Source organism: Saccharopolyspora spinosa NRRL 18395, from assembly GCF_000194155.1.
In the GTDB taxonomy this organism is placed as follows: domain Bacteria; phylum Actinomycetota; class Actinomycetes; order Mycobacteriales; family Pseudonocardiaceae; genus Saccharopolyspora; species Saccharopolyspora spinosa.
The window spans coordinates 432,949-450,717 of sequence record NZ_GL877881.1 but is presented as its reverse complement, the minus strand read 5'-3'; the positions used below and the strand labels follow the sequence as shown (position 1 = coordinate 450,717).

16 protein-coding genes and 1 pseudogene are annotated in these 17,769 nt (G+C 69.5%); 6 read left to right on the top strand and 11 right to left on the bottom strand.

Annotated elements, in window-relative coordinates; translation table 11 throughout:
• Position 1: 1 nt before the first annotated feature.
• Positions 2-1,144 carry a glycosyltransferase gene (locus SSPN_RS0135360; protein ID WP_237710913.1) on the bottom strand — a complete coding sequence of 381 codons (1,143 nt, stop codon included), beginning with the start codon at positions 1,142-1,144 and terminating at the stop codon, positions 2-4.
• A gap of 14 nt (positions 1,145-1,158) precedes the next feature.
• Positions 1,159-2,448, bottom strand: coding sequence for an O-antigen ligase family protein (locus tag SSPN_RS47425; RefSeq protein WP_237710912.1), 1,290 nt, complete (start codon positions 2,446-2,448; stop codon positions 1,159-1,161).
• Positions 2,449-2,657: 209 nt separating this feature from the next.
• Here SSPN_RS47425 and SSPN_RS0135350 point away from each other — a divergent pair, with 209 nt between their 5' ends.
• Both SSPN_RS0135350 and SSPN_RS47420 read left to right on the top strand, forming a co-directional pair.
• Positions 2,658-3,845, top strand: a complete 1,188-nt coding sequence (locus tag SSPN_RS0135350) for a DUF1972 domain-containing protein (protein ID WP_237710911.1) — start codon at positions 2,658-2,660, stop codon at positions 3,843-3,845.
• A gap of 123 nt (positions 3,846-3,968) precedes the next feature.
• Positions 3,969-5,480: a PQQ-binding-like beta-propeller repeat protein gene (locus tag SSPN_RS47420; protein ID WP_010314339.1), complete on the top strand. Its 1,512-nt coding sequence runs from the start codon at positions 3,969-3,971 to the stop codon at positions 5,478-5,480.
• A gap of 42 nt (positions 5,481-5,522) precedes the next feature.
• On the opposite strand, the gene SSPN_RS0135340 is transcribed toward SSPN_RS47420, so the two are convergent.
• The 3 genes from SSPN_RS0135340 to SSPN_RS0135330 are packed head-to-tail and all read right to left on the bottom strand — an operon-like array spanning position 5,523 to position 8,496.
• Positions 5,523-7,277: a right-handed parallel beta-helix repeat-containing protein gene (locus tag SSPN_RS0135340; RefSeq protein ID WP_010314338.1), complete on the bottom strand. Its 1,755-nt coding sequence runs from the start codon at positions 7,275-7,277 to the stop codon at positions 5,523-5,525.
• Positions 7,274-7,726, bottom strand: coding sequence for an FAD synthase family protein (locus SSPN_RS47415; RefSeq protein ID WP_044576656.1), 453 nt, complete (start codon positions 7,724-7,726; stop codon positions 7,274-7,276). The genes SSPN_RS0135340 and SSPN_RS47415 overlap by 4 nt, the downstream gene beginning before the upstream one ends.
• A gap of 2 nt (positions 7,727-7,728) precedes the next feature.
• Positions 7,729-8,496: a CDP-alcohol phosphatidyltransferase family protein gene (locus SSPN_RS0135330; protein WP_010314333.1), complete on the bottom strand. Its 768-nt coding sequence runs from the start codon at positions 8,494-8,496 to the stop codon at positions 7,729-7,731.
• Positions 8,497-8,788: 292 nt separating this feature from the next.
• On the opposite strand from SSPN_RS0135330, the gene SSPN_RS0135325 reads away from it, so the two are divergent.
• From SSPN_RS0135325 to SSPN_RS0135315, 4 genes are all read left to right on the top strand, one after another.
• On the top strand, positions 8,789-10,291 hold the full coding sequence (locus SSPN_RS0135325) for a polysaccharide biosynthesis tyrosine autokinase (protein ID WP_010314331.1): 1,503 nt from the start codon (positions 8,789-8,791) through the stop codon (positions 10,289-10,291).
• Positions 10,288-10,641, top strand: a complete 354-nt coding sequence (locus SSPN_RS60985) for a hypothetical protein (protein ID WP_010314329.1) — start codon at positions 10,288-10,290, stop codon at positions 10,639-10,641. The genes SSPN_RS0135325 and SSPN_RS60985 overlap by 4 nt, the downstream gene beginning before the upstream one ends.
• Positions 10,642-10,646: 5 nt before the next feature.
• Positions 10,647-11,516 carry a hypothetical protein gene (locus SSPN_RS47410; RefSeq protein WP_010314327.1) on the top strand — a complete coding sequence of 290 codons (870 nt, stop codon included), beginning with the start codon at positions 10,647-10,649 and terminating at the stop codon, positions 11,514-11,516.
• Positions 11,517-11,680: 164 nt separating this feature from the next.
• Positions 11,681-12,058, top strand: a complete 378-nt coding sequence (locus tag SSPN_RS0135315; protein WP_010314326.1) for a PH domain-containing protein — start codon at positions 11,681-11,683, stop codon at positions 12,056-12,058.
• Positions 12,059-12,222: 164 nt separating this feature from the next.
• Here SSPN_RS0135315 and SSPN_RS0135310 read toward each other — a convergent pair whose 3' ends face one another.
• From SSPN_RS0135310 to manD, 6 genes and pseudogenes are all read right to left on the bottom strand, one after another.
• Positions 12,223-12,465 carry a hypothetical protein gene (locus SSPN_RS0135310; RefSeq protein WP_010314324.1) on the bottom strand — a complete coding sequence of 81 codons (243 nt, stop codon included), beginning with the start codon at positions 12,463-12,465 and terminating at the stop codon, positions 12,223-12,225.
• On the bottom strand, positions 12,462-13,502 hold the full coding sequence (locus SSPN_RS0135305) for an L-idonate 5-dehydrogenase (protein ID WP_010314321.1): 1,041 nt from the start codon (positions 13,500-13,502) through the stop codon (positions 12,462-12,464). Before SSPN_RS0135305 ends, SSPN_RS0135310 begins: the two co-directional genes overlap by 4 nt.
• A complete protein-coding gene (locus SSPN_RS60980) occupies positions 13,499-14,074 on the bottom strand; it encodes an MFS transporter (protein WP_237710926.1) in 576 nt (191 codons plus the stop codon). Before SSPN_RS60980 ends, SSPN_RS0135305 begins: the two co-directional genes overlap by 4 nt.
• Positions 14,075-14,231: 157 nt before the next feature.
• Positions 14,232-14,684 (bottom strand): annotated as a pseudogene (locus SSPN_RS60975) (MFS transporter); the annotation flags it as partial.
• 366 nt (positions 14,685-15,050) lie between these two features.
• A complete protein-coding gene (locus SSPN_RS0135295; RefSeq protein ID WP_044576653.1) occupies positions 15,051-16,520 on the bottom strand; it encodes a mannitol dehydrogenase family protein in 1,470 nt (489 codons plus the stop codon).
• A gap of 5 nt (positions 16,521-16,525) precedes the next feature.
• Positions 16,526-17,734, bottom strand: a complete 1,209-nt coding sequence (gene manD / locus SSPN_RS0135290) for a D-mannonate dehydratase ManD (protein ID WP_010314316.1) — start codon at positions 17,732-17,734, stop codon at positions 16,526-16,528.
• Positions 17,735-17,769: the final 35 nt, after the last annotated feature.

Here is a 17,769-nt window from a genome sequence, read left to right as displayed (position 1 = left end):
GTCAGCGGCGGCCGGCGGCGTCGGTTGCGATCGTGGCGATGTCGTCGTGGTAGCGCTGCGGTGAGAACGCCTCCTGGGCGTGCTGGCGAGCCTGCGCTGCGGTGGCGAGAGTTCCTTGCCATTGGGCAAGCGCATCGCTGATCGCTTCGGCGAGGGCGTCGGGGTCGTCGGCGGGCACGACGCGGCCGTAGCGGCCCTGCGCGACGGTTTCCGGCAAGCCCTGCACATCGGTCACGATCACCGGGGTTCCGGCCAGCTGCGCCTCCACGGCGGTGTTGCCGAAAGGCTCGAACCGCGACGGGACCAGCGCGATGTCGGCGTCCCGGTAGGCATCCCAGACGTCCGCGCGGAAACCGCGGATGGTGACCACCTCCGCCAGGTCGTGACGCCGCACGAGGTCCGCCAGTTGCCGCTCGTACCACTCGTAGCCGGTGAACGCGGACCCCAATAGTTCGAGGACGACGTCGTGGCCATCGGCGCGCAAGCGGGCGATCGCGCGTACCGCGACGTCGGTGCCCTTGCGCGGTGACAGCCGACCGACGAGCACGATCCGGACCGGATCGGGTCGCTCGCCGCCACGGGACGCGGCCTGCGCCGGCCCGGCAATACCGTTGTAGACCAAGCGGATCCGGTGACGCAGCCGAGGCAGCGGTCGCGTGATCACGCGAGCCGTGGCCTCGCTGTTCACCACCACCGAGGTAGCGCATAGCAGGGGAGCGGCGAGCGCGGTCCTGACCAGGCGTGGTGCGCTGTCCTCAGCCTCGTGCACGTGGGCGATCACCGATCGCCGGGTCGAGCGGGCGAGCAGGAGCCACAGCGGCACGGTCACGGTATTGACGTACACGACGTCGGGCCGGGTCCTCCGCAGCAAACGCAAAGTCGGCGCCACTGCCCGCAGTCCTTCCAGCAGCAGCCGCAGGAATCCGGCTGGGCGCAACGCCGACTTCCGCAGCACCGGGGTCGGGCACAGGACCACTTCTGCGCCTTGGTCGCGCAGTCGGTCGGCGAGCGGTCCCCGCTCCGGCAGCGCGACCACCACCCGCCAGCCCGCATCGGTCAACGCGATGACCGATTCCAGGAATATGCGGTCGGATCCGTACAGCTCGGCACCGGGATGGACCATGAGCGCGGTTCGTCGGACCAATGTCGCTCCAGCTCTTAGACGGGGATATGGGGTGACTGCACCGAGGGCGAGTTCCGCGCACCTGCCATGCTTGTCCACGCAGCTAGCAGGAACAGCCAGACGCAGGCGACGTTGGCCGGAGCGCCGAGCCCTTGGGTGAACATCGAGTTGGCGAGCAAGCCCGACAACACCGCGAGGATCAGGATGCGATCCAACCGCGGCTCGGGCCGGAGGTTCCGCAGCGCGGCCGCGGCGGTGAAGATGCGGCCGAGCAGCACGAGCCACACCACCGCGCCGAGCAGTCCGGCGTCGACGAGCACGTTCACCAGCCCGTTGTGCCCGCCGCCCAACCCGATCTCGTCGAGGAACAAGCCCCGCGAGGCGGTGAGGCCGTGGCCGTAGAGCGGGCGTTGGAGGAACGCTTCCAACGCGTAAGCCCACAGATCCGTCCGCGAATTCAAAGACGCGAGCCGTTCGGCGGACTCACCGCGGACGAAGAAAGCCTCGATCAGCGGCCCCGTGGCGAGCCACGCGGTGATCAGCACGAGCGCCAACGCCACCGTGATCTCCAGCCGCCGTCGGCCGCGCCAACGCAATCCCGCGATCACCAGGCAACCCACGATCGCCCCGAACACGGCCCCCCGCGTGTTGCTCCCGATCAACCCGGCGACGCAGATCGCCAGCAGCACGAGGTAGGCGGGCAGCGGCCAGTGCGGGCCCGGCCGGGCCAACCGGTGACCGAACGTATAAGTGACCAAGATCACCACTGCGAGTGCGAGGAACTGGCCCGCGTCCACCGGATGCAGGTGCAGCCAGGTGAACCTGTCGGGCTGCGTCGGAAGCCGGGGGAACGGCACGACCACGCCGAAGACGACCGAGGCGCTGACCAGGACTGCGAAGGCGTGCGCGATGCGGTGCAGCGCATCCCGGGCGCAATGGCGGGCAATCGAACGGCTCAGCGCCAGCACGACCACGACCTGGCAGGCCCGCACGAGGGCCAGTGCGTGGTATGGCGAGTACAACGCCGACAGCACCAACACGGCCGCGTAGGCATAGGCCGAACAGGTGATCCAGTCGGCGCGCCGCAACTGGGACGTGGGGCGGAAGCGCAGGAACAGGAAGCACGCCACGGCCGCGTAGACGGCGATTTCGGCCAGCACGAACAGGTCGGGCGAGCCAGAAACCGACTGGTCGTCGGCGCGAACGCGGAACTTGTATTCGCTGGCCACGATCAGTGCGAGCACGCACACGACGGGCCAACGCTCGGCGTCGTAGGCCCGGCGACGCGTGACACCATAGCGGCGTCGAATTGCATTCCAGCTCACGGCCGGTCCTCGGATCAGGTGGGTTCGGGCGCGAATGCGCCGAAGACGGGTTGCCGAATGGGTGTAACGACTACCCGCCGTAGGCATATTACAAGCTGGGCGCCGAATCGAGTGAGCCGCGCGGAAACAGCTGTGCGGTTCCAGGGCTGCCCGTCGTGATTCAGTGGCTGCCCTTCGACGAAACGGTAGAACGAAACATGCGGATTTCGATGATCGGAACCCGCGGCGTGCCCGCGCGTTACGGCGGTTTCGAGACGTGCGTCGAGGAGGTGGGGAGACGACTCGTCCAGCGTGGACACGAGGTCACGGTGTACTGCCGCAAGCTCGGCGGGCGCGGCCCCCGCCCCGAACGCCACCTCGGGATGCGGCTCGTGTACCTTCCCGCGTTGCGCCGCAAGACACTGGAAACGCTGAGCCACACGGCCCTTTCGGCGTCGCACGCGGTGGTACGGCCACCGGAGGTGGCGGTGGTGTTCAACGCCGCCAACGCACCGCTGCTGCCCCTGCTGAGGCTCCGCGGAATTCCCACGATCACCCACGTCGACGGCTTGGAGTGGAAGCGGGCCAAGTGGGGGCCTGCGGGGTCGGCTTACTACCGCCGCGCCGAAGCGCTCGCCGTCCGCTGGTCCGACGCGCTGATCGCCGACGCCCGGGGAATCCAGGACTACTACCGCGATCGGTTCAACACCGAGACCGACTACATCCCTTACGGGGCACCGGTCCTCACCGAGGTCGGGACCGACGGCATCACGGATCTCGGGCTCAGCCCCCGCCGCTACCACCTGGTCGTGGCCAGGTTCGAACCGGAGAACCACGTGCACGTGGCGGTCGAGGGCTACCTCCGCAGCAACGCCCGCCATCCGCTGGTCGTGGTGGGATCGGCACCCTACGCCGACGAGTACACCGCGAGCATCACGCGAGCAGCGAAAGGCGATCCCCGGGTGCGGCTGCTCGGCGCGGTGTGGGACCAGCGACTGCTGGACCAGCTCTACGGCAACGCCTTGACCTACATCCACGGTCATTCCGTCGGCGGCACCAACCCCTCGCTGCTGCGCGCGATGGGCGCGGCTGCCCCGACTTCCGCCTTCGACGTGCGTTTCAACCGCGAAGTCCTCGGCTCGTTCGGCCGCTACTTCCGCGATCCTGGCGACCTCGCGGCGTTGTGCGACGCTGCGGAAGCCGATCCGGCGGGCACCTCGCTGCGCGGAAAAGAGCAGGTTGCCTCGCTCGACCGCTACACGTGGGACGGAGTAGCGCAGAAGTACGAAGAACTGGCCGCCCGCGTCCTGCGCGCCGACCGGCGCACAACCACGCCGCGCGGGCTGCCCGGCGCGCGGGCTGACGTCTCAGCGGCAGTGTCAATGCCTGAAAAGCCTGAAACCAAGGAGGTCCGATGAATCGCGCGCGGAAGCTTTCGTGCGTCGCCGCAGTGGCCGTCGCCGCGTTGTCGGCGGCAGTAGTGCCGGGACCGGCAGCGATAGCCGCCCGCCGGGGCGCTGCCGACGCCGCAGACCGACGGTGTGGTCTTCGCGGTCGCCATCGCGGGCAACATCGCCGTCGCCGGCGGGAAGTTCAGCAAGGCGCGCCCGGCCGGCGTGGCGCCGGGGGGACCAGGTGAGGTCACCCGCAACAACCTGCTGGCCTTCGACGTGACCACCGGCGAACTCCTGCCGTGGGCACCGGTGGTCAGCGGCAGCGTGTTCTCCGGCTCGGACCCGGGACCGTTCTGCAAGCCCGCCAACACCGGGCGGTGGATCTGCGACAGCGTGTTCCGGATCGAGGTTTCGCCGGACGGGAACAAGATCTACGTCGGCGGTGACTTCGACAAGGTCGACGGTCAGTGGCGCTCGCGCGTGGCGGCCTTCGACGCCGCGACCGGCGCGCTGGACCCGTACTTCAAGCCCCGCGTGGCCGGCCGGGTCCGCGGCCTGTCGATCACCGACGACACCGTCTATCTCGGCGGCGGCTTCAACGCCGTCGACGGCGTGCCGCGCACCCGGCTCGCCGCGGTGTCCACCGGCAGCGGCGCGCTGTTGCCCTGGGCTCCTACCGCGGACCGGGAGGTTTTCGCGGTGCTGGCCGCTCCGGCCCAAGGGCGCACGGTCATCGGGGGATCCTTCGACAACGTCAACGGCACCTACCGGCACGGACTCACCGCGGTCGACGCGGCCAGCGGTGCCCTCGTACCGTGGAAATGGGTCACGCCCTCGCCCTATGACACGATCACGGACCTGGCCACCGACGGCACGGGGACGGTCTACGTCGGTTCCTACAACTGGCTCGGTGGCAATCCCCGGTTCGAGGGCAGGGGCGCCATCGACATCGCCACCGGCAAGCCGCGCTGGATGGACGGCTGCTACGGCGACACCCAAAGCGTCGCGGTAGCGGACGGTGTGCTCTACAGCGCCTCGCACACCCACAACTGCGCGGCCATCAACGCCGTCCCCGAGAACGGATCGATCGACTACCACCGGCTGCTCGCCGAAACGACGACCGCCACCAAAACGGCCCAGCGCAACGTCAACTACGTGCGCTCCGGCGACCCGATTCCGGAGTTGCTGCCGTGGCTGCCCAACACCAACGGCGGACCCGCCGGCAGTCCGTGGCTGAACGGGCCGTGGGCAGTGGACACCGACGGTCGCTACGTGGTGGTCGGTGGCGAGTTCACGACGGTCAACGGTAGCGCCCAGCAGTCGCTGACCCGCTTCGCAGCCCGGGGCGTGCCCGGCGCTGTCAACAACGGGCCGCAGGTGCCGTTCCCAGCCCCGGACCTCAGCCGGCGCATTGACGGCGCAATCTCCATCAGGTGGACGGGAACTTGGGACGCGCAGAACCGGGAGATCCGCTACGAGGTGATGCGCGCCGGAACCGCGAACCCGATCTACACCACCACCAGCAGCGCCTGGCCGTGGTCGGTGACGACGATGAGCTTTACCGACAACCAAGCGCCGCAGGACACGGCCGAGTACTGGATCAGGTCGGTCGACGCCGACGGTGCAGTGCTCAGCACCCCGCACAGCAGCATCAGCTGATCCCGAGGGGACGCGGGGACGCCTGAGCAGGCGTCCCCGCGCTCACCCGCGTGGGCCGGCGAGCACACCGATGTCGGGGTGGTCCAGCGGTGGAATGCCGAGTATCCGGGCGACATCCGGCGGCAGGGGCCGACCGGCGCGGAAACCCGGCGTGGAGGGGCGAAGCGAGTAATCGTCCCGGTCCGGATAGCGAAACGGGGCGGGCGGCGGTGCTGCCGCCAGGCTGTGCAGGTCGAGTCCCGTCCGTTCCCGCAACTGCGGCAACGTGTTGATCGTGACGACCTCACCCGAGCCGAGCGACCAGGTGCCCAGTGGCGCCGAGCCCGCTGCCCGCAGGAAGGCGTTGCCGTCGCTGGTGGAGATGAACGGTGACGCCGGTTTGGGGTGCGGCTTGTAGTCGGCGGACTCGATGAGCGGCTCGGTGTCGTGCTGCCTGATCAGGAAGTTGTTCAGCAGCTCGGTGTTGGACGTGATCCAGGACAGGCCCAGCTCCTCGCTGTAGGGGTCCGAACTCGCAGACCGCTTGTCGTTGTACAGCCCGAGCTCGATCCCGTTGTCGACGAACGTGTTGTGCACGAGCCGGACGTGGTCGGAACTGGAGACCTTGATGCCGAGCCCGTCGTTGGAAACCACGATGTTCGACGCGATCAGCGCCCTCGCTGAAACCTCGTAGTACAGGCCGTTCACGGCGTTGCCCCGCGCGATGTTGCGGACCACCACGGCATCGGTGCATCCCAGATCGCACCACCACCCGGTGCCGAAGTTGTCCGCGAACTCGTTGTCGGACACCCACGCCCGCTTCGTGCGAGTCACCTTCGCGCCCGCCGCTCCGATGGCCTCGCCGGTCAAGGCGAAGTGCTCGTTGTTGTTGCGCGCGAAGGTGTTCGAAACCAACCGGAGCCCATCGGCCCGGTTGGCCATCAAACCGACCAGACCGTTGTCCAGGAACTGGTTGCCGCTCAGGTTCGCATCGGGTTGGAAGACCGCGGCGCCGCTGGAGGCGGAGGCGGCGAAGGTGTTGTTCTCCAACACCACCGATGGCGCGTTCACCACGACCATCGCGCCGCGCTGGCCGTACTCCTGGTTCGATCCGTAGTGCGCGATCCCGATCCCGCGAATCGAACTGCCCGCGGCCGCCGCGCCGTCGAACTGCAGCAGCCAGTCGAACTCGGTCGCTTCGACGAACCGCCCGGCCGGGTCCTCACCGATCACCAGTTCCTTGCGCGCGACGTCGACGTAGAACGTGCCGTCGGTGACCGAGCTCCGCTCGCCCACCTGCCGAAGTGGCCTGCCGTTGACGAAAACCATGTCCGGAAGCCCGGCCAGCGGATGCGCCGGGTCGATGATCTCGGGCAAGAAGCACGTCCGGCACAGCGGAACGTTCCAGCCCGCGTGCACCCACACATCGCCGTCGCGGGACCACTGCGAGACCACCCGGCTGCCCTTGAGCCAGACGTGCTCGCGCGGATAGGGCTGGATGGACAGCTTCTTGTCGATGATGCCGACCGTCTCCCGGTACGTCCCTTCTCGCAGGACGATCGTGGCTCCGGGCTGCGCCCGGCGCACCGCCTCGCCGAGACTGCGCAGCGGTCGCGCTTCGTCGCCCTGTGCGGAGTCGTTCCCGTTGGTGGCGACGAAGAGCGCGCCGGCGGGCACCGGGTAGGCCGTCGTGGTGATCGTCGCGTCGATGGGATGCGCTGCGGCTCTGTCGTTGCCGTTCGCGCTGCAGGATGCCAGCAGCGCGGTCACGAGGGCGATTGCGGACACGAGCCGGTCGCGGTGACGTGGCCGGTTCATGTCGGCCCGGGCTCCAGCTCGCCGAGCACACCGGGCGAGGGGAGCGAGATTCGTTGCCGCAGCAAGGTGCTGGACGTGTGGGTGGTGTAGCTGAAGTAGCGGATTCGCGCCCCGACAGCGGACAGCTTGCGCTCCAACGCCTCGGCGCGTGCCGTGCCACGCCAATCGCTGCCCTTGAACAGCACGTCGAACCGGAGGCGTTCCCACATGCGGAACTTGTCCTCGTACTGGTCCGTGACGGCCTCGGCGACGCATCGTATGTTGCGCACGATCTCCAATCGCTCCTCGAAAGGGATGACCGGCTTGCGGCCCTTCACGCTCAGCAGGACGTCGTCGGTCACCACACCCGCCACCAGGTGGTCGCATTCCTGGCTGGCGCGCTGCAGGATGTTGAGGTGTCCGATGTGGAACATGTCGAAGGCGCCGGGTGCGTATCCGGTAGTGGGCATCGTCACCGCCCCTGTTTCGCAGCGGTGCCGTCGAGGCGCGCCATGTCGCCGAACCACTTCGGCAGCGCAGCGGCGAGGAAGGCGGTGTTGAGCAGGAAGAGCGCGCCGTAGACCACGGAGAACGCCATCGGGGATCCCAGCAGCAGGAAAGCCAGGCACAGGACCCCGTAGTCGGTCGGCAGGACCAGCAACGACCGCAGGATCGAAGGTGATCCCGCAGCGGGGGCCGGTGCGCCGGAACCGGAGTTGTGGCCGCGGCGCAACTGGTCGTTGAGGATCATCGCGAAGAACATGACGGTCTCGACCGCGGCGTAGCCGAGCGGGACCAGCAGGAAACCGCTGGGGAGGTCGAAGAACCGGAACGCGCAGACGAGCACGGCCAGGTGCAGTGTGGCGATCTTCACACTGTCGATCACGTGGTCCAGCCACTCGCCCGCGATGCTGCTGGTGCCCCGCAACCGGGCGAGTTGGCCATCCGCCGAGTCCAGCGCGTACCCGACGACCAGCGCCAGGCCCACCGCGATGCCCAGCGGCCACGACGGTGCGGCGGTGGCGACGGCGGCGATGCCGGCGAAGGTGAACAGGGCGCTGACGGCGGTGACCTGGTTCGGGGTCGCCTTGAGCAGGAAGGCGGCCGCCGCGAGGTAGCCACCCGCCTTGCGGTTGACGAACCGCGAGTAGGCAGGTGCTCCCTTGGCCGACTTCTGCGCGGACGGCAACCGGCGTAAGGCCGCTGCGAAGCCGGATTTCGGCATGTCGGTAGTGGTCATCGAAGCCTTTCTTTCCTGCACAACACGTGCGGAAATCACTGGGTAGGCCAAGCGCGGCGCCGCCGGGCGGAAGAACTTGACAGGCGATCACCATCGTCTGAATACTGAAAATATCGATGGTTCTCCTCCCGGGTAGCCCGATCAGTTGACTTGCCCCATCGGCCGCGAATTTCCAGCGGTTCCGATCACTGCGCTCACGCGGTATTCGCCGCAGGGGCCCGGTGCGTTACCGATGGGCGCCGGCCTGCCCGGAGGAATCCTCCTTTTGGCACACAGAGCGGAATGACGGTCGATGGACGACGCCTACCCGGCACCGACGATCTTTGGTGCGTTGTGGCGGTATCGCTGGATCTCGTTGGCGATCGTGGCAGCGGCGGTGCTGATCAGCCTGCTGGTCCCACTGGTCGCGGGCGACGGCCGCAGCGCCCAAGCGCGCATCGTGCTCAAGGCACCCGACCAGACCGGTGTCCTCGGGATCGAGATGGCCAGCGAGTCCAGCTTCCTCCGCTACGTCAAGCAGCGGGCCTTGTTCGTCACCTCCGACGAGGTGCTCGACGGCGCGCGTGCCCGGCTCGGCGGCGAGGAGACCGTGCTGCAGCTGCGCGCCGCTATCACCGCGGACGCCTCTTCGAGCGGCGAGTCCATCGAGATCAACGTCGACGGGCCGGGTTTGGAACGTTCCGTGCTGATCGCCAATGCGGTCATCGCCGCCTACCAGGAGCGGTCCAGGGCAGAGGTGGTCGCCGCCACGGACAAGGCGTTGGAGACGTTGAACGCGCAACGCGCGGCGATCGTGTCCGAGGCCGGCGGGCGCCCGCAGAGCAGCCCCGTCGGCTCGGCCGCCGGCTCGACGCTCAGCGACCTGGACAAGCAGATCACCCGGATCCGGGTGGTGGCCTCGCAGTTCGCCGACGGGGTGTCGTTCGTGGATGTCGCGTCGCCGGCGGGCACGAGTCCTTGGCGCGGGATTCTGCGCGATCTCGCCGTCGGCACGGCCGTCGGCCTGATGCTCGCGTCCGCGCTGGCCTGGTTCCGCGCCGATCGCGATCACCGGGTGCGCGATGCCGACGACCTCACCCGCGTCGTTGACGAACCGGTGCTCGGCGAGATCGAGACGCTGCCCGCCCAGGCCATGCTGGCGCTGCGCAAACCGGGTGTCCCGCCGCTGCGCTCCTACCAGCTGGTGGCCTCCGGTCTGCGATCGACGGTGGGCAGGGGAGTCGTGCTCGTCACGGGCCCGTCCGGCGGTGAGGGAGCGACGACGACCACGATGCAGATCGCCAGCGCCGCCGCCCGGGACGGCCTGCAGGTGCTGGTGGTCGACGCCGCGATCCGCTCCCGCGACCTGTCTCAGATGCTGGGGCTGGCCGACTGGCCCGGGCTGACCTCGATCGCTACCGGGGACGCGTCGCTGGCCCAGTCGGCGCACCCGGTGCACCTGGGCAACGGGGTCGGGTTCAGCGTGGTGCCCGCGGGGCACGGACAGCCCTACTCCCGGGAACAACTGCGTTCCGGACTGCTGCAGCAGGTGATCGCGGAGATGCGGTCGCGCTACGACCTGGTGTTGGTGGACCTGCCCACGCTGATCTCCCAGCCAGAAACGACGTCGCTGATCAGCGCGTCGGACGGGGTGGTGGTGACGGTGCGGCGGGACGGCGATCTCGGTTCGCTGCGCAGGTTGCGCGAGCAGTTGCAGCTGTTCGGCGGAACGATCACCGGGTACGTGCTGACATTCGCCGGGGCGGCCCCGGCCGGGCGCGCCGCCGAATCTCCCGCCCCGCAACCATCCCGATGACCACGACCGGTGCGCGTGCGCCGAAACGGCGCCTCGTCGCGAAGGTCGCTGCCCCGGTGTTGTCGCAGGGCATCACCGCGGGCACGAGTCTGGTGCTCCAGGTGCTGGCCGCCCGCACGCTGGGGCTTGCCGAGTTCGGATCCTTCGTGCTGCTGCTGGCGTTGCTGGTGACGGCGATCGCGCTGTACACGGGCTGGGTGGGGCGGTCCTCGACCGCCACGACCCCAGCACCCGGGCCAGCATCGTCAGCAGCGCCCTCGCGGGCTGGCTGCTGTGCTTCGCCGTCGCAGTCGGCGCGGCCCTGCTGCTGCGCGACGGCGAACCAGCTACCGCACTGGCCTTCGGGATGATGGCAGTGCTGCGACTCGCCGCCGAAACGGTGCGGCGGTTGCTCATGGCCAGATTGCAGTTCTGGCACCTCGTGGGCAACGACATCGTGCACATCACCGGGACGATGCTCGCGCTCGCACCAGCCGCGGTGGCCGGGGTCTCGCTGCCGGCGCTGTTCCTGTCGATGGCGGCCGGAGCGGCCGCAGCGGTGTTCGTGGGCGTTGTGCAGCTGCCCGCAGCGGAATTGCGGCTGCTGCGGGCCGGAACAGCCGGTCTGCGCGCGGTGATGTCGTTCGCCGCCTGGAGATCCTTGCAGGCCGCCTTGCGTCCGGCCGCTCTTCTCGGTTCACGCGCCCTGGTCGCGCTGCTGGTGTCCACGGCCGCGGTGGGGGTGCTCGAAGCGGGTCGCCTCGTCGTCGCACCGCTGCAGGTCGTGATCAACGGCGCGGGCAGTTTCCTGCTGTCGAACTTCGTAGCCAAGATGCGGCAGGACGCCGTCGCCGGGCAACGGCTCGTCCACCGCGCGACATGGCTGCTGATCATCGGCACCGGAGTCGGCGGCGTCGCGCTGACGTTGCTCGCCAACCCCCTGGGCACCTTGCTGACCGGCCAAGCCGTGGACCCCCTGCTGGTACTCGGGTGGGTCGCGTACTTGATGGTCTGGGCAGCGGGACTGCCCCATGTCACCGAGGTGGTCGCCCGGCGCATGTCGCGCCACATCTTCTTCGTCCGGCTCGCGGATTCGGCGCTGGGCATCGTGCTGGTCGCGGTCGTAACGGTCCTGTCGGGCTCCGTGATCGCCGTCCCGTGGCTCATGGCGTGCGGGGGAATCTACTCGGCATGGCACGTGCGACGCCTGGCGATCCGCTCCCGACGCGAAGCACGAACCGCCTAACCAGAATGGAGCGCGGGACGATCCAGGGGCGACGCCACCGGCGTTTCAAGCGCTCTCGGTTCGCGGGCCTCGCCGCGTCGGACCCCGGAAAGACGACCTCGGACATCAGGCGTTTCGTTACTGTGGTCGCACGGAATCGGATTCGTTAGGCGGGGAGTGCGCGCATGGGACTTTTCGACGGAATGCTGGGCAACGCTTCGCGTATCGATCCTCGTGCAGCGGCGCGGGAGTTCGGACGCTTGCTGGCGCAGGGAGAGGAAGTTCATGCCGCTTACCAGTTGATCCGGGACTCGTTCGTCTTCACGGACCGGCGCTTGATCCTCATCGACAAGCAGGGCATGACCGGCCGCAAGGTCGAGTACCACTCGATTCCGTATCGCAGCATCACCCACTTCTCCGTCGAGACCGCCGGTACCTTCGACCTCGACGCCGAGCTGAAGATCTGGCTTTCGGGCAATGCCGAGCCGATCACGAAACAGTTCGGCAAGGGCGTCGACGTCTACGAGGTCCAGGCCCTCATGAGCGCCTACGTCGCACGCTGATCGAGCCGCGAAGCACGGCAGCCGTGGACGCGGTGACGGACTCCCCGGCCGATCGAGGTTCTGCTCCTTGAGAGTGGCGGCGTTCTCGACGGCGTTCTCGTCGGCCAAGCTGGTGGCGGAAGAACCTCTCGCTCCGCGCTGCGAGAGGAGCTCGCTCGTCCACATCAGACGTAGCAGCAAGGAACGTTTTCCCTGCCATTCTCAACGTTTACCCCGCTGAGGGGCTTGCGGCAAGACCCGGGTGGTGCAGCAGAATCTCCGGCTGAAGCTGCGCCGAGCTTGACCACCGCCGTGCGCGGGCCGGTCTTGCCGAGCGCGTGCGACTCATCGATGTCCGATGTGGACAGTTGCGAGGCCGCGCTGTTCAGCAGCGCCATCGTCTCGCCCAGCGTCATGACCGGCGTCATTCGTTCACTTCTCCGCCCAGCCGCAGGAGAACCTTGCCGCTGTTGCTCTTTCGGTCTGCCGCGACGGCGAGCGCCGCCGCCGCATCGTCGAGGTCGAAGGTGTGCGTGATGAGTGGATCGACGTCCAGCCCGGCGGCCAGGTCGCCGAGCGCGTCGGTGATCTCGTCGACGAACCGGTACGAGCCGATCCAGGTGATCTCCCTGGTCACCAGGTCGCCGAGGGCTGCGGGTGCCGGCTCGCCGGGCAGGTTGCCGACCTGCACGAGCGTGCCGCCGCGCGCGGTCGCGTGCAGCACCGGCCCGAGCGCGCCCGGCGCGCCGGACGCCTCGAAGACCAGCTCGACGTCTGCGGGCAGCGAGTCGCCGATAGCGAGGTTCCGCACCTCGTCGGCGCCGAGGCGTTCGGCGATGCGCAGCGCGGGACCGGCGAGATCGGCGGCGATCACAGTGCCGGCCCCGCGGTGCTTCGCCGCAGCCACGACGAGCGCGCCGATCGGCCCGGCTCCGTTGACCAGCACCGTCCGCCCCGCCAAGGCCCCGGCGCGGTTGACCGCGTGCAGCGCGACCGCGAGCGGTTCCGCCAGCGCGCCCCGACGCGTGCTCACGCCATCCGGCAGCGGCCGCAGCTGATCGGCGCGCACGGCCCGGAACTCGCTGAAACCGCCGTCGGTGTGCGGGTGGAGCGCGGCCGAGCCGAAGTACCGGACCCGGGGATGGAGGTTGGTGCGCCCGGCGAGCCGCTCGGGCAGCGCCTCGGGACCGACCAGCTCGGCCGGGTGGACGGTGACCGGCTGGCCGACCTCGACCCCGGTCACCCCGCGGCCGACGCTCGCGACCCGCCCGGCGACCTCGTGCCCCAGCACCAGCGGATGCTTCAGCACCGCCGTACCGGAGCCGCCGTGCCGCCAGTAGGACACGTCCGAACCGCAGATGCCGCCCCACTCCATAGCGATGACGACCTCGCCGTCGCCGGGCACCGGGTCCGGCAGCAGATCGACCCTGACGTCGCCGGGGCCGTGCACGACCACCGCCCTCATACGGCGTCCTCCAGCCGGACCAGGTCACGACCGCGGGTCTCCGGCGAGAAGTACGCGGCCGCGAAGGTGATCAACGAGTAGGCGATGAGCATCGCCGCGATGGGCCACCAGTGCCCGGTCACGGCGGTGAGCGTGGCGGCCAGCACCGGGCCGATCGCGGTTGCCAGGACGCCGCCGATCTCTTTGGCCACGGCGAGCTGGGTGAAGCGGTTCCGGGAGCCGAACATCTCCGCCATCGTGACGCTCTCCAACGAGAACAGGCCGAGCACGCCGATGTTCAGGCCCACGACCATCGCGACGGAAAGCGCCACGGTGTGCCCGGCGGCGATCGTCGCCATCATCGGCACCGCGAGCACGATGGTCAGCGCGGTCATCGCGAGGTACACGGGGCGACGGCCGAACCGGTCGCCCAGCATGCCCACCAGCGGAACCGTGGCGAACCCCAGCAGCGAGCCGTAGACGATCGCGGTCGTCGGCACGGACTTGCTCACCAGCAGGTTCGTGGCGATGTAGCCGACGAGGAAAGTCTGCACCAGACCGGAGTTCCCGGCTTGGCCGAACCGCAGCCCCAGCGTCAGCAGGAACGCCTTGCCCTTGCTCTGGCGCAGCCCCGCCCCCAGCGAGTGCTCGCCGGACTTCTTGATCTCGTTGCGCGACAGGGCGACACCCGAAGCTCAGCAGGAACGGCAGTCGCCAGCCCCAGCTGAGCAGCTGCTCGTCCGGCAACACCGCCAGCAGCACCGCCCACAGCCCGGATGCGGCGAGCGTGCCGGAGTTGGTGCCCAGCGCCGCCAGCGACGCGATGAGGCCGCGGCGCTTCACCGGCGCGTACTCGGCCAGCATGACCGTGGCGCCGGCGATCTCCGCGCCCGCCCCGAACCCCTGGACGAGCCGCAGCACGACGAGCAGGATCGGCGCGGCGATGCCGATCACCTGGTACGGCGGGAGCACGCCGATCAGCGTCGTCGAGCCGCCCATCAGCATGATCGTGAGGAACAGGACCTTCTTGCGGCCGATCCGGTCCCCCATCCGTCCGAAGTAGACGGCGCCGACGAGGCGCGCGACGTACCCGACGCCGTAGGTGGCCATCGCGGCGATCAGCCCGATGGCCGGGCTCACGTCCGGGAAGAAGATCTTGTTGAAGACGATGGCGGCGGCCAGCGAGTACAGCTGGAAGTCCATGAACTCCATCGCCGTGCCGAGCCAGCCGGACACGGCGGCGCGGCTGAGATCGCGCGTCGTCCGCCGTACGGAACCGTCCGGCTCCGTCTGCGTGCTCTCAGTCATCCGTGCGCTCCTTTGCTTCACGTACTGGGGGCTCAGGGCCTGTATCCGAACTCATTGGGCGTGGCGGTGCGGGTGTGGAACCTCAGCTGCCTTCTCGGCTGCGGGATCCCCGGCTTACGGATGTCCAATGCGCGGCATGGGGGTGTGCTCGCTGGAGGAACCCGGGAGGGGCACCGTGAACCCGTGGTGGTGCGAGTTGCTTACGTGGGACAAGCGGCTGCGCCGCTTCAAGAATGCAGACCAAGCCCATTTCACAAGCCCTCACAACTCGATCCGGCCCGCGCGCAGAGCCGGTAGGTGATCGGCGACCGCGGACACGAGGCCGGCGTCCTCGGCCAGGTCGGCGGCGCCGATGGCGGTCAGCAGTCGTGCGACCACGGCCGGTTCGGCGGCGCCCCGCCAGCACCGCGCGAGCGCCTCGGCGGCCGGATCGTCCGTGCCGAACACCTGGCTGCCGCCGGGGCGGGTGGCGTTGACCCAGGCGGCCAGCGCGAGTTCCAGCACGGGCGTGGCGAACCCGCCCGCCCGAAGCGCGCGCAGGGCGGGAAACCACCGCTCGGGGATCTTCAGCGAACCGTCCGAGCCGATCTGCCGCAGCCGGTGGCCGATGGCCGGATTGCCGAACCGTTCGACCAGGGCGTCAACGTAACCGGCCACATCGAGCCCGGCCTCCGGGAGGGTCGCCGCGACCTCCGCGGCGAAGCGGCGCACCGCCCGCTCACCCCAGTCCGATCCCAGGGCGTCCGCGACGGTGTCGCGCCTGGCGGCGAGCCCGAGGTACGCCAGGATCGAGTGGGATCCGTTGAGCAGGCGCAGCTTCATCAGCTGGTGCGGGCCCGCGTCGGGAACGACGAGCGCGCCGTCCAGCTCCCACGGCGGGCGTTCGGCGGCGAAGCGGTCCTCCAGCACCCACTGGCGGAACGGCTCACCCGCCACTGGTGTCTCGTCGCGCAGGCCGAGTGCCTTCGACGCTGCCGCCCGGTCCTCGGGCGTCGTCGCGGGGACGATGCGGTCGACGACCGTGCAGGGGAACGCGACCGAGGTCTGCAGCCAGTCGAGCAGCGCGTCCCGGTCCGGCCACGCCGATGCCTCGACGAAGCCGCGCACCACGGCCGCCAGCGCGGCGCCGTTGCGGGCCGCGTTGTCGCACGAGATGACGTTGACCGGCGCGCCGGACGCGCGGAAGCGCGTGGCGAGCGATGCGGTGAGCCTGCCGACGACTGTGCGCATCGGCAGGGGGTCGCCGACCGCGGTCGCGGTCAGGTCGGCGGTGACCCCGGGGTCGGCGGTGTTCAGCAGCCCGGTACCGGGATCGCGCGAGTACCCCTTCTCGGTCACCGTCATGGTCACGGTGGTCACCTCGGGCGATGCGATGAGCCGGTCGATGCGCTCGGCATCCGCTCGCATCATCAGCGCGTCAAGCACCGAGCCGACTACCCGGATCCGGCCCCCGCCCGGCATCCGGTCGGTCACCGAGAACAGGCAGTCCTGGGCGCGGGCGGCCTCGACCGGGGCGGCCGAGCGCGGCCCGACGGCGACGATTCCCCACGGCTGCGCGGAGCGTGCCGCGGCGGCCTCGGTGTACACCGCCTGGTGCGCCCGGTGGAAGGCACCGAGTCCGAAGTGGACGATTCGCGGCTGCAACTCGCCGGGATCGACCAGCGGTCGCATCTCCGGACCGAGCTCGCCTGTCGTGGACCGGTGCTCGCCTGTCGTGGACCGGTTCAGCATCGTGCTCACCAGTCGTGCACCGAGCCATCGAGGCGGCGCGCCACGGGCAGGTAGCGCGGCTCGTAAGGGAAGCGCTCGGCGGCCTTCTCGTCGTACTCGACGCCCAGGCCGGGTTCCTCCGGCGGGTGGAGCATGCCGTCCTCGAAGCGCACCCCGCTGCGGAAGACCTCCATCGTCTCGGGTGCGTGCGGCATGTACTCCTGGATGCCGAAATTCGGCACGGTGAGGTCGAGGTGCACCGCTGCGGCCAGGCTGACGGGGGACAGGTCGGTGGCGCCGTGCGAGCCGGTGCGGACCTGGTACAGCGCGGCCAGGTCGAAGATCCGCCGCAGGTGCGTGATCCCGCCCGCGTGCACCACGCTGGTGCGCACGTAGTCGATGAGCTGCTCGGTGATGAGGTGCTGGACGTCCCAGATCGACGTCAGCACTTCGCCGACCGCGATCGGCGTGGTGGTGTGCTGGCGGATCAGCTGGAAGGACTCCTGATTCTCCGCGGGCGTGGGGTCTTCCATCCAGAACAGGCGGCAGTCCTCGACGCGCTTGCCGAACCGCGCGGCCTCGATCGGGGTGAGCCGGTGGTGCACGTCGTGCAGGAGGTGGAAGCCGAAGCCGAAGCGTTCGCGGATCGCCTCCAGGTACGTCGGGGCGTGGTCCAGATACGCCTCGGTGGACCAGGGCTGTTCCTCCGGCAGCGAGGTGGCCGCGGGTTCGTAGACCGCGCCCTTGCGCACCCCGTAAGTGCCGCGGATGCCCGGGACCGCGGCCTGCGCGCGGATCGCGTGGTAGCCGAGCTCGCGGAAGCGGGCCACGTCGTCGAGCAGCGACGGCACATCGGTGCCGCTGGCGTGCGAGTAAACCAGCACCCCGTCGCGCGAGCGGCCGCCGAGCAGCTGGTAGACGGGCAGGCCCGCGACCTTGCCCTTGATGTCCCAGAGTGCGGTGTCCACGGCCGCGATCGCGGTCATCGTCACCGGGCCGCGCCGCCAGTAAGCGCCGCGGTAGAGGTACTGCCAGATGTCCTCGATGCGGGCGGAGTCGCGGCCGATGAGCAGCGGGGCGACGTGGTCGCGCAGGTAGCTGGCCACCGCGAGCTCGCGGCCGTTGAGCGTGGCGTCCCCGAGCCCGAGCACCCCGTCCGACGTGGTCAGACGTAGCGTGACGAAGCTCCGGCCGGGCGAGGCGACGAACACCTCGGCCCGCTCGATATTGCTCACAGGATCCGCTCCCTCGACGACTCGTGACTGGTGTA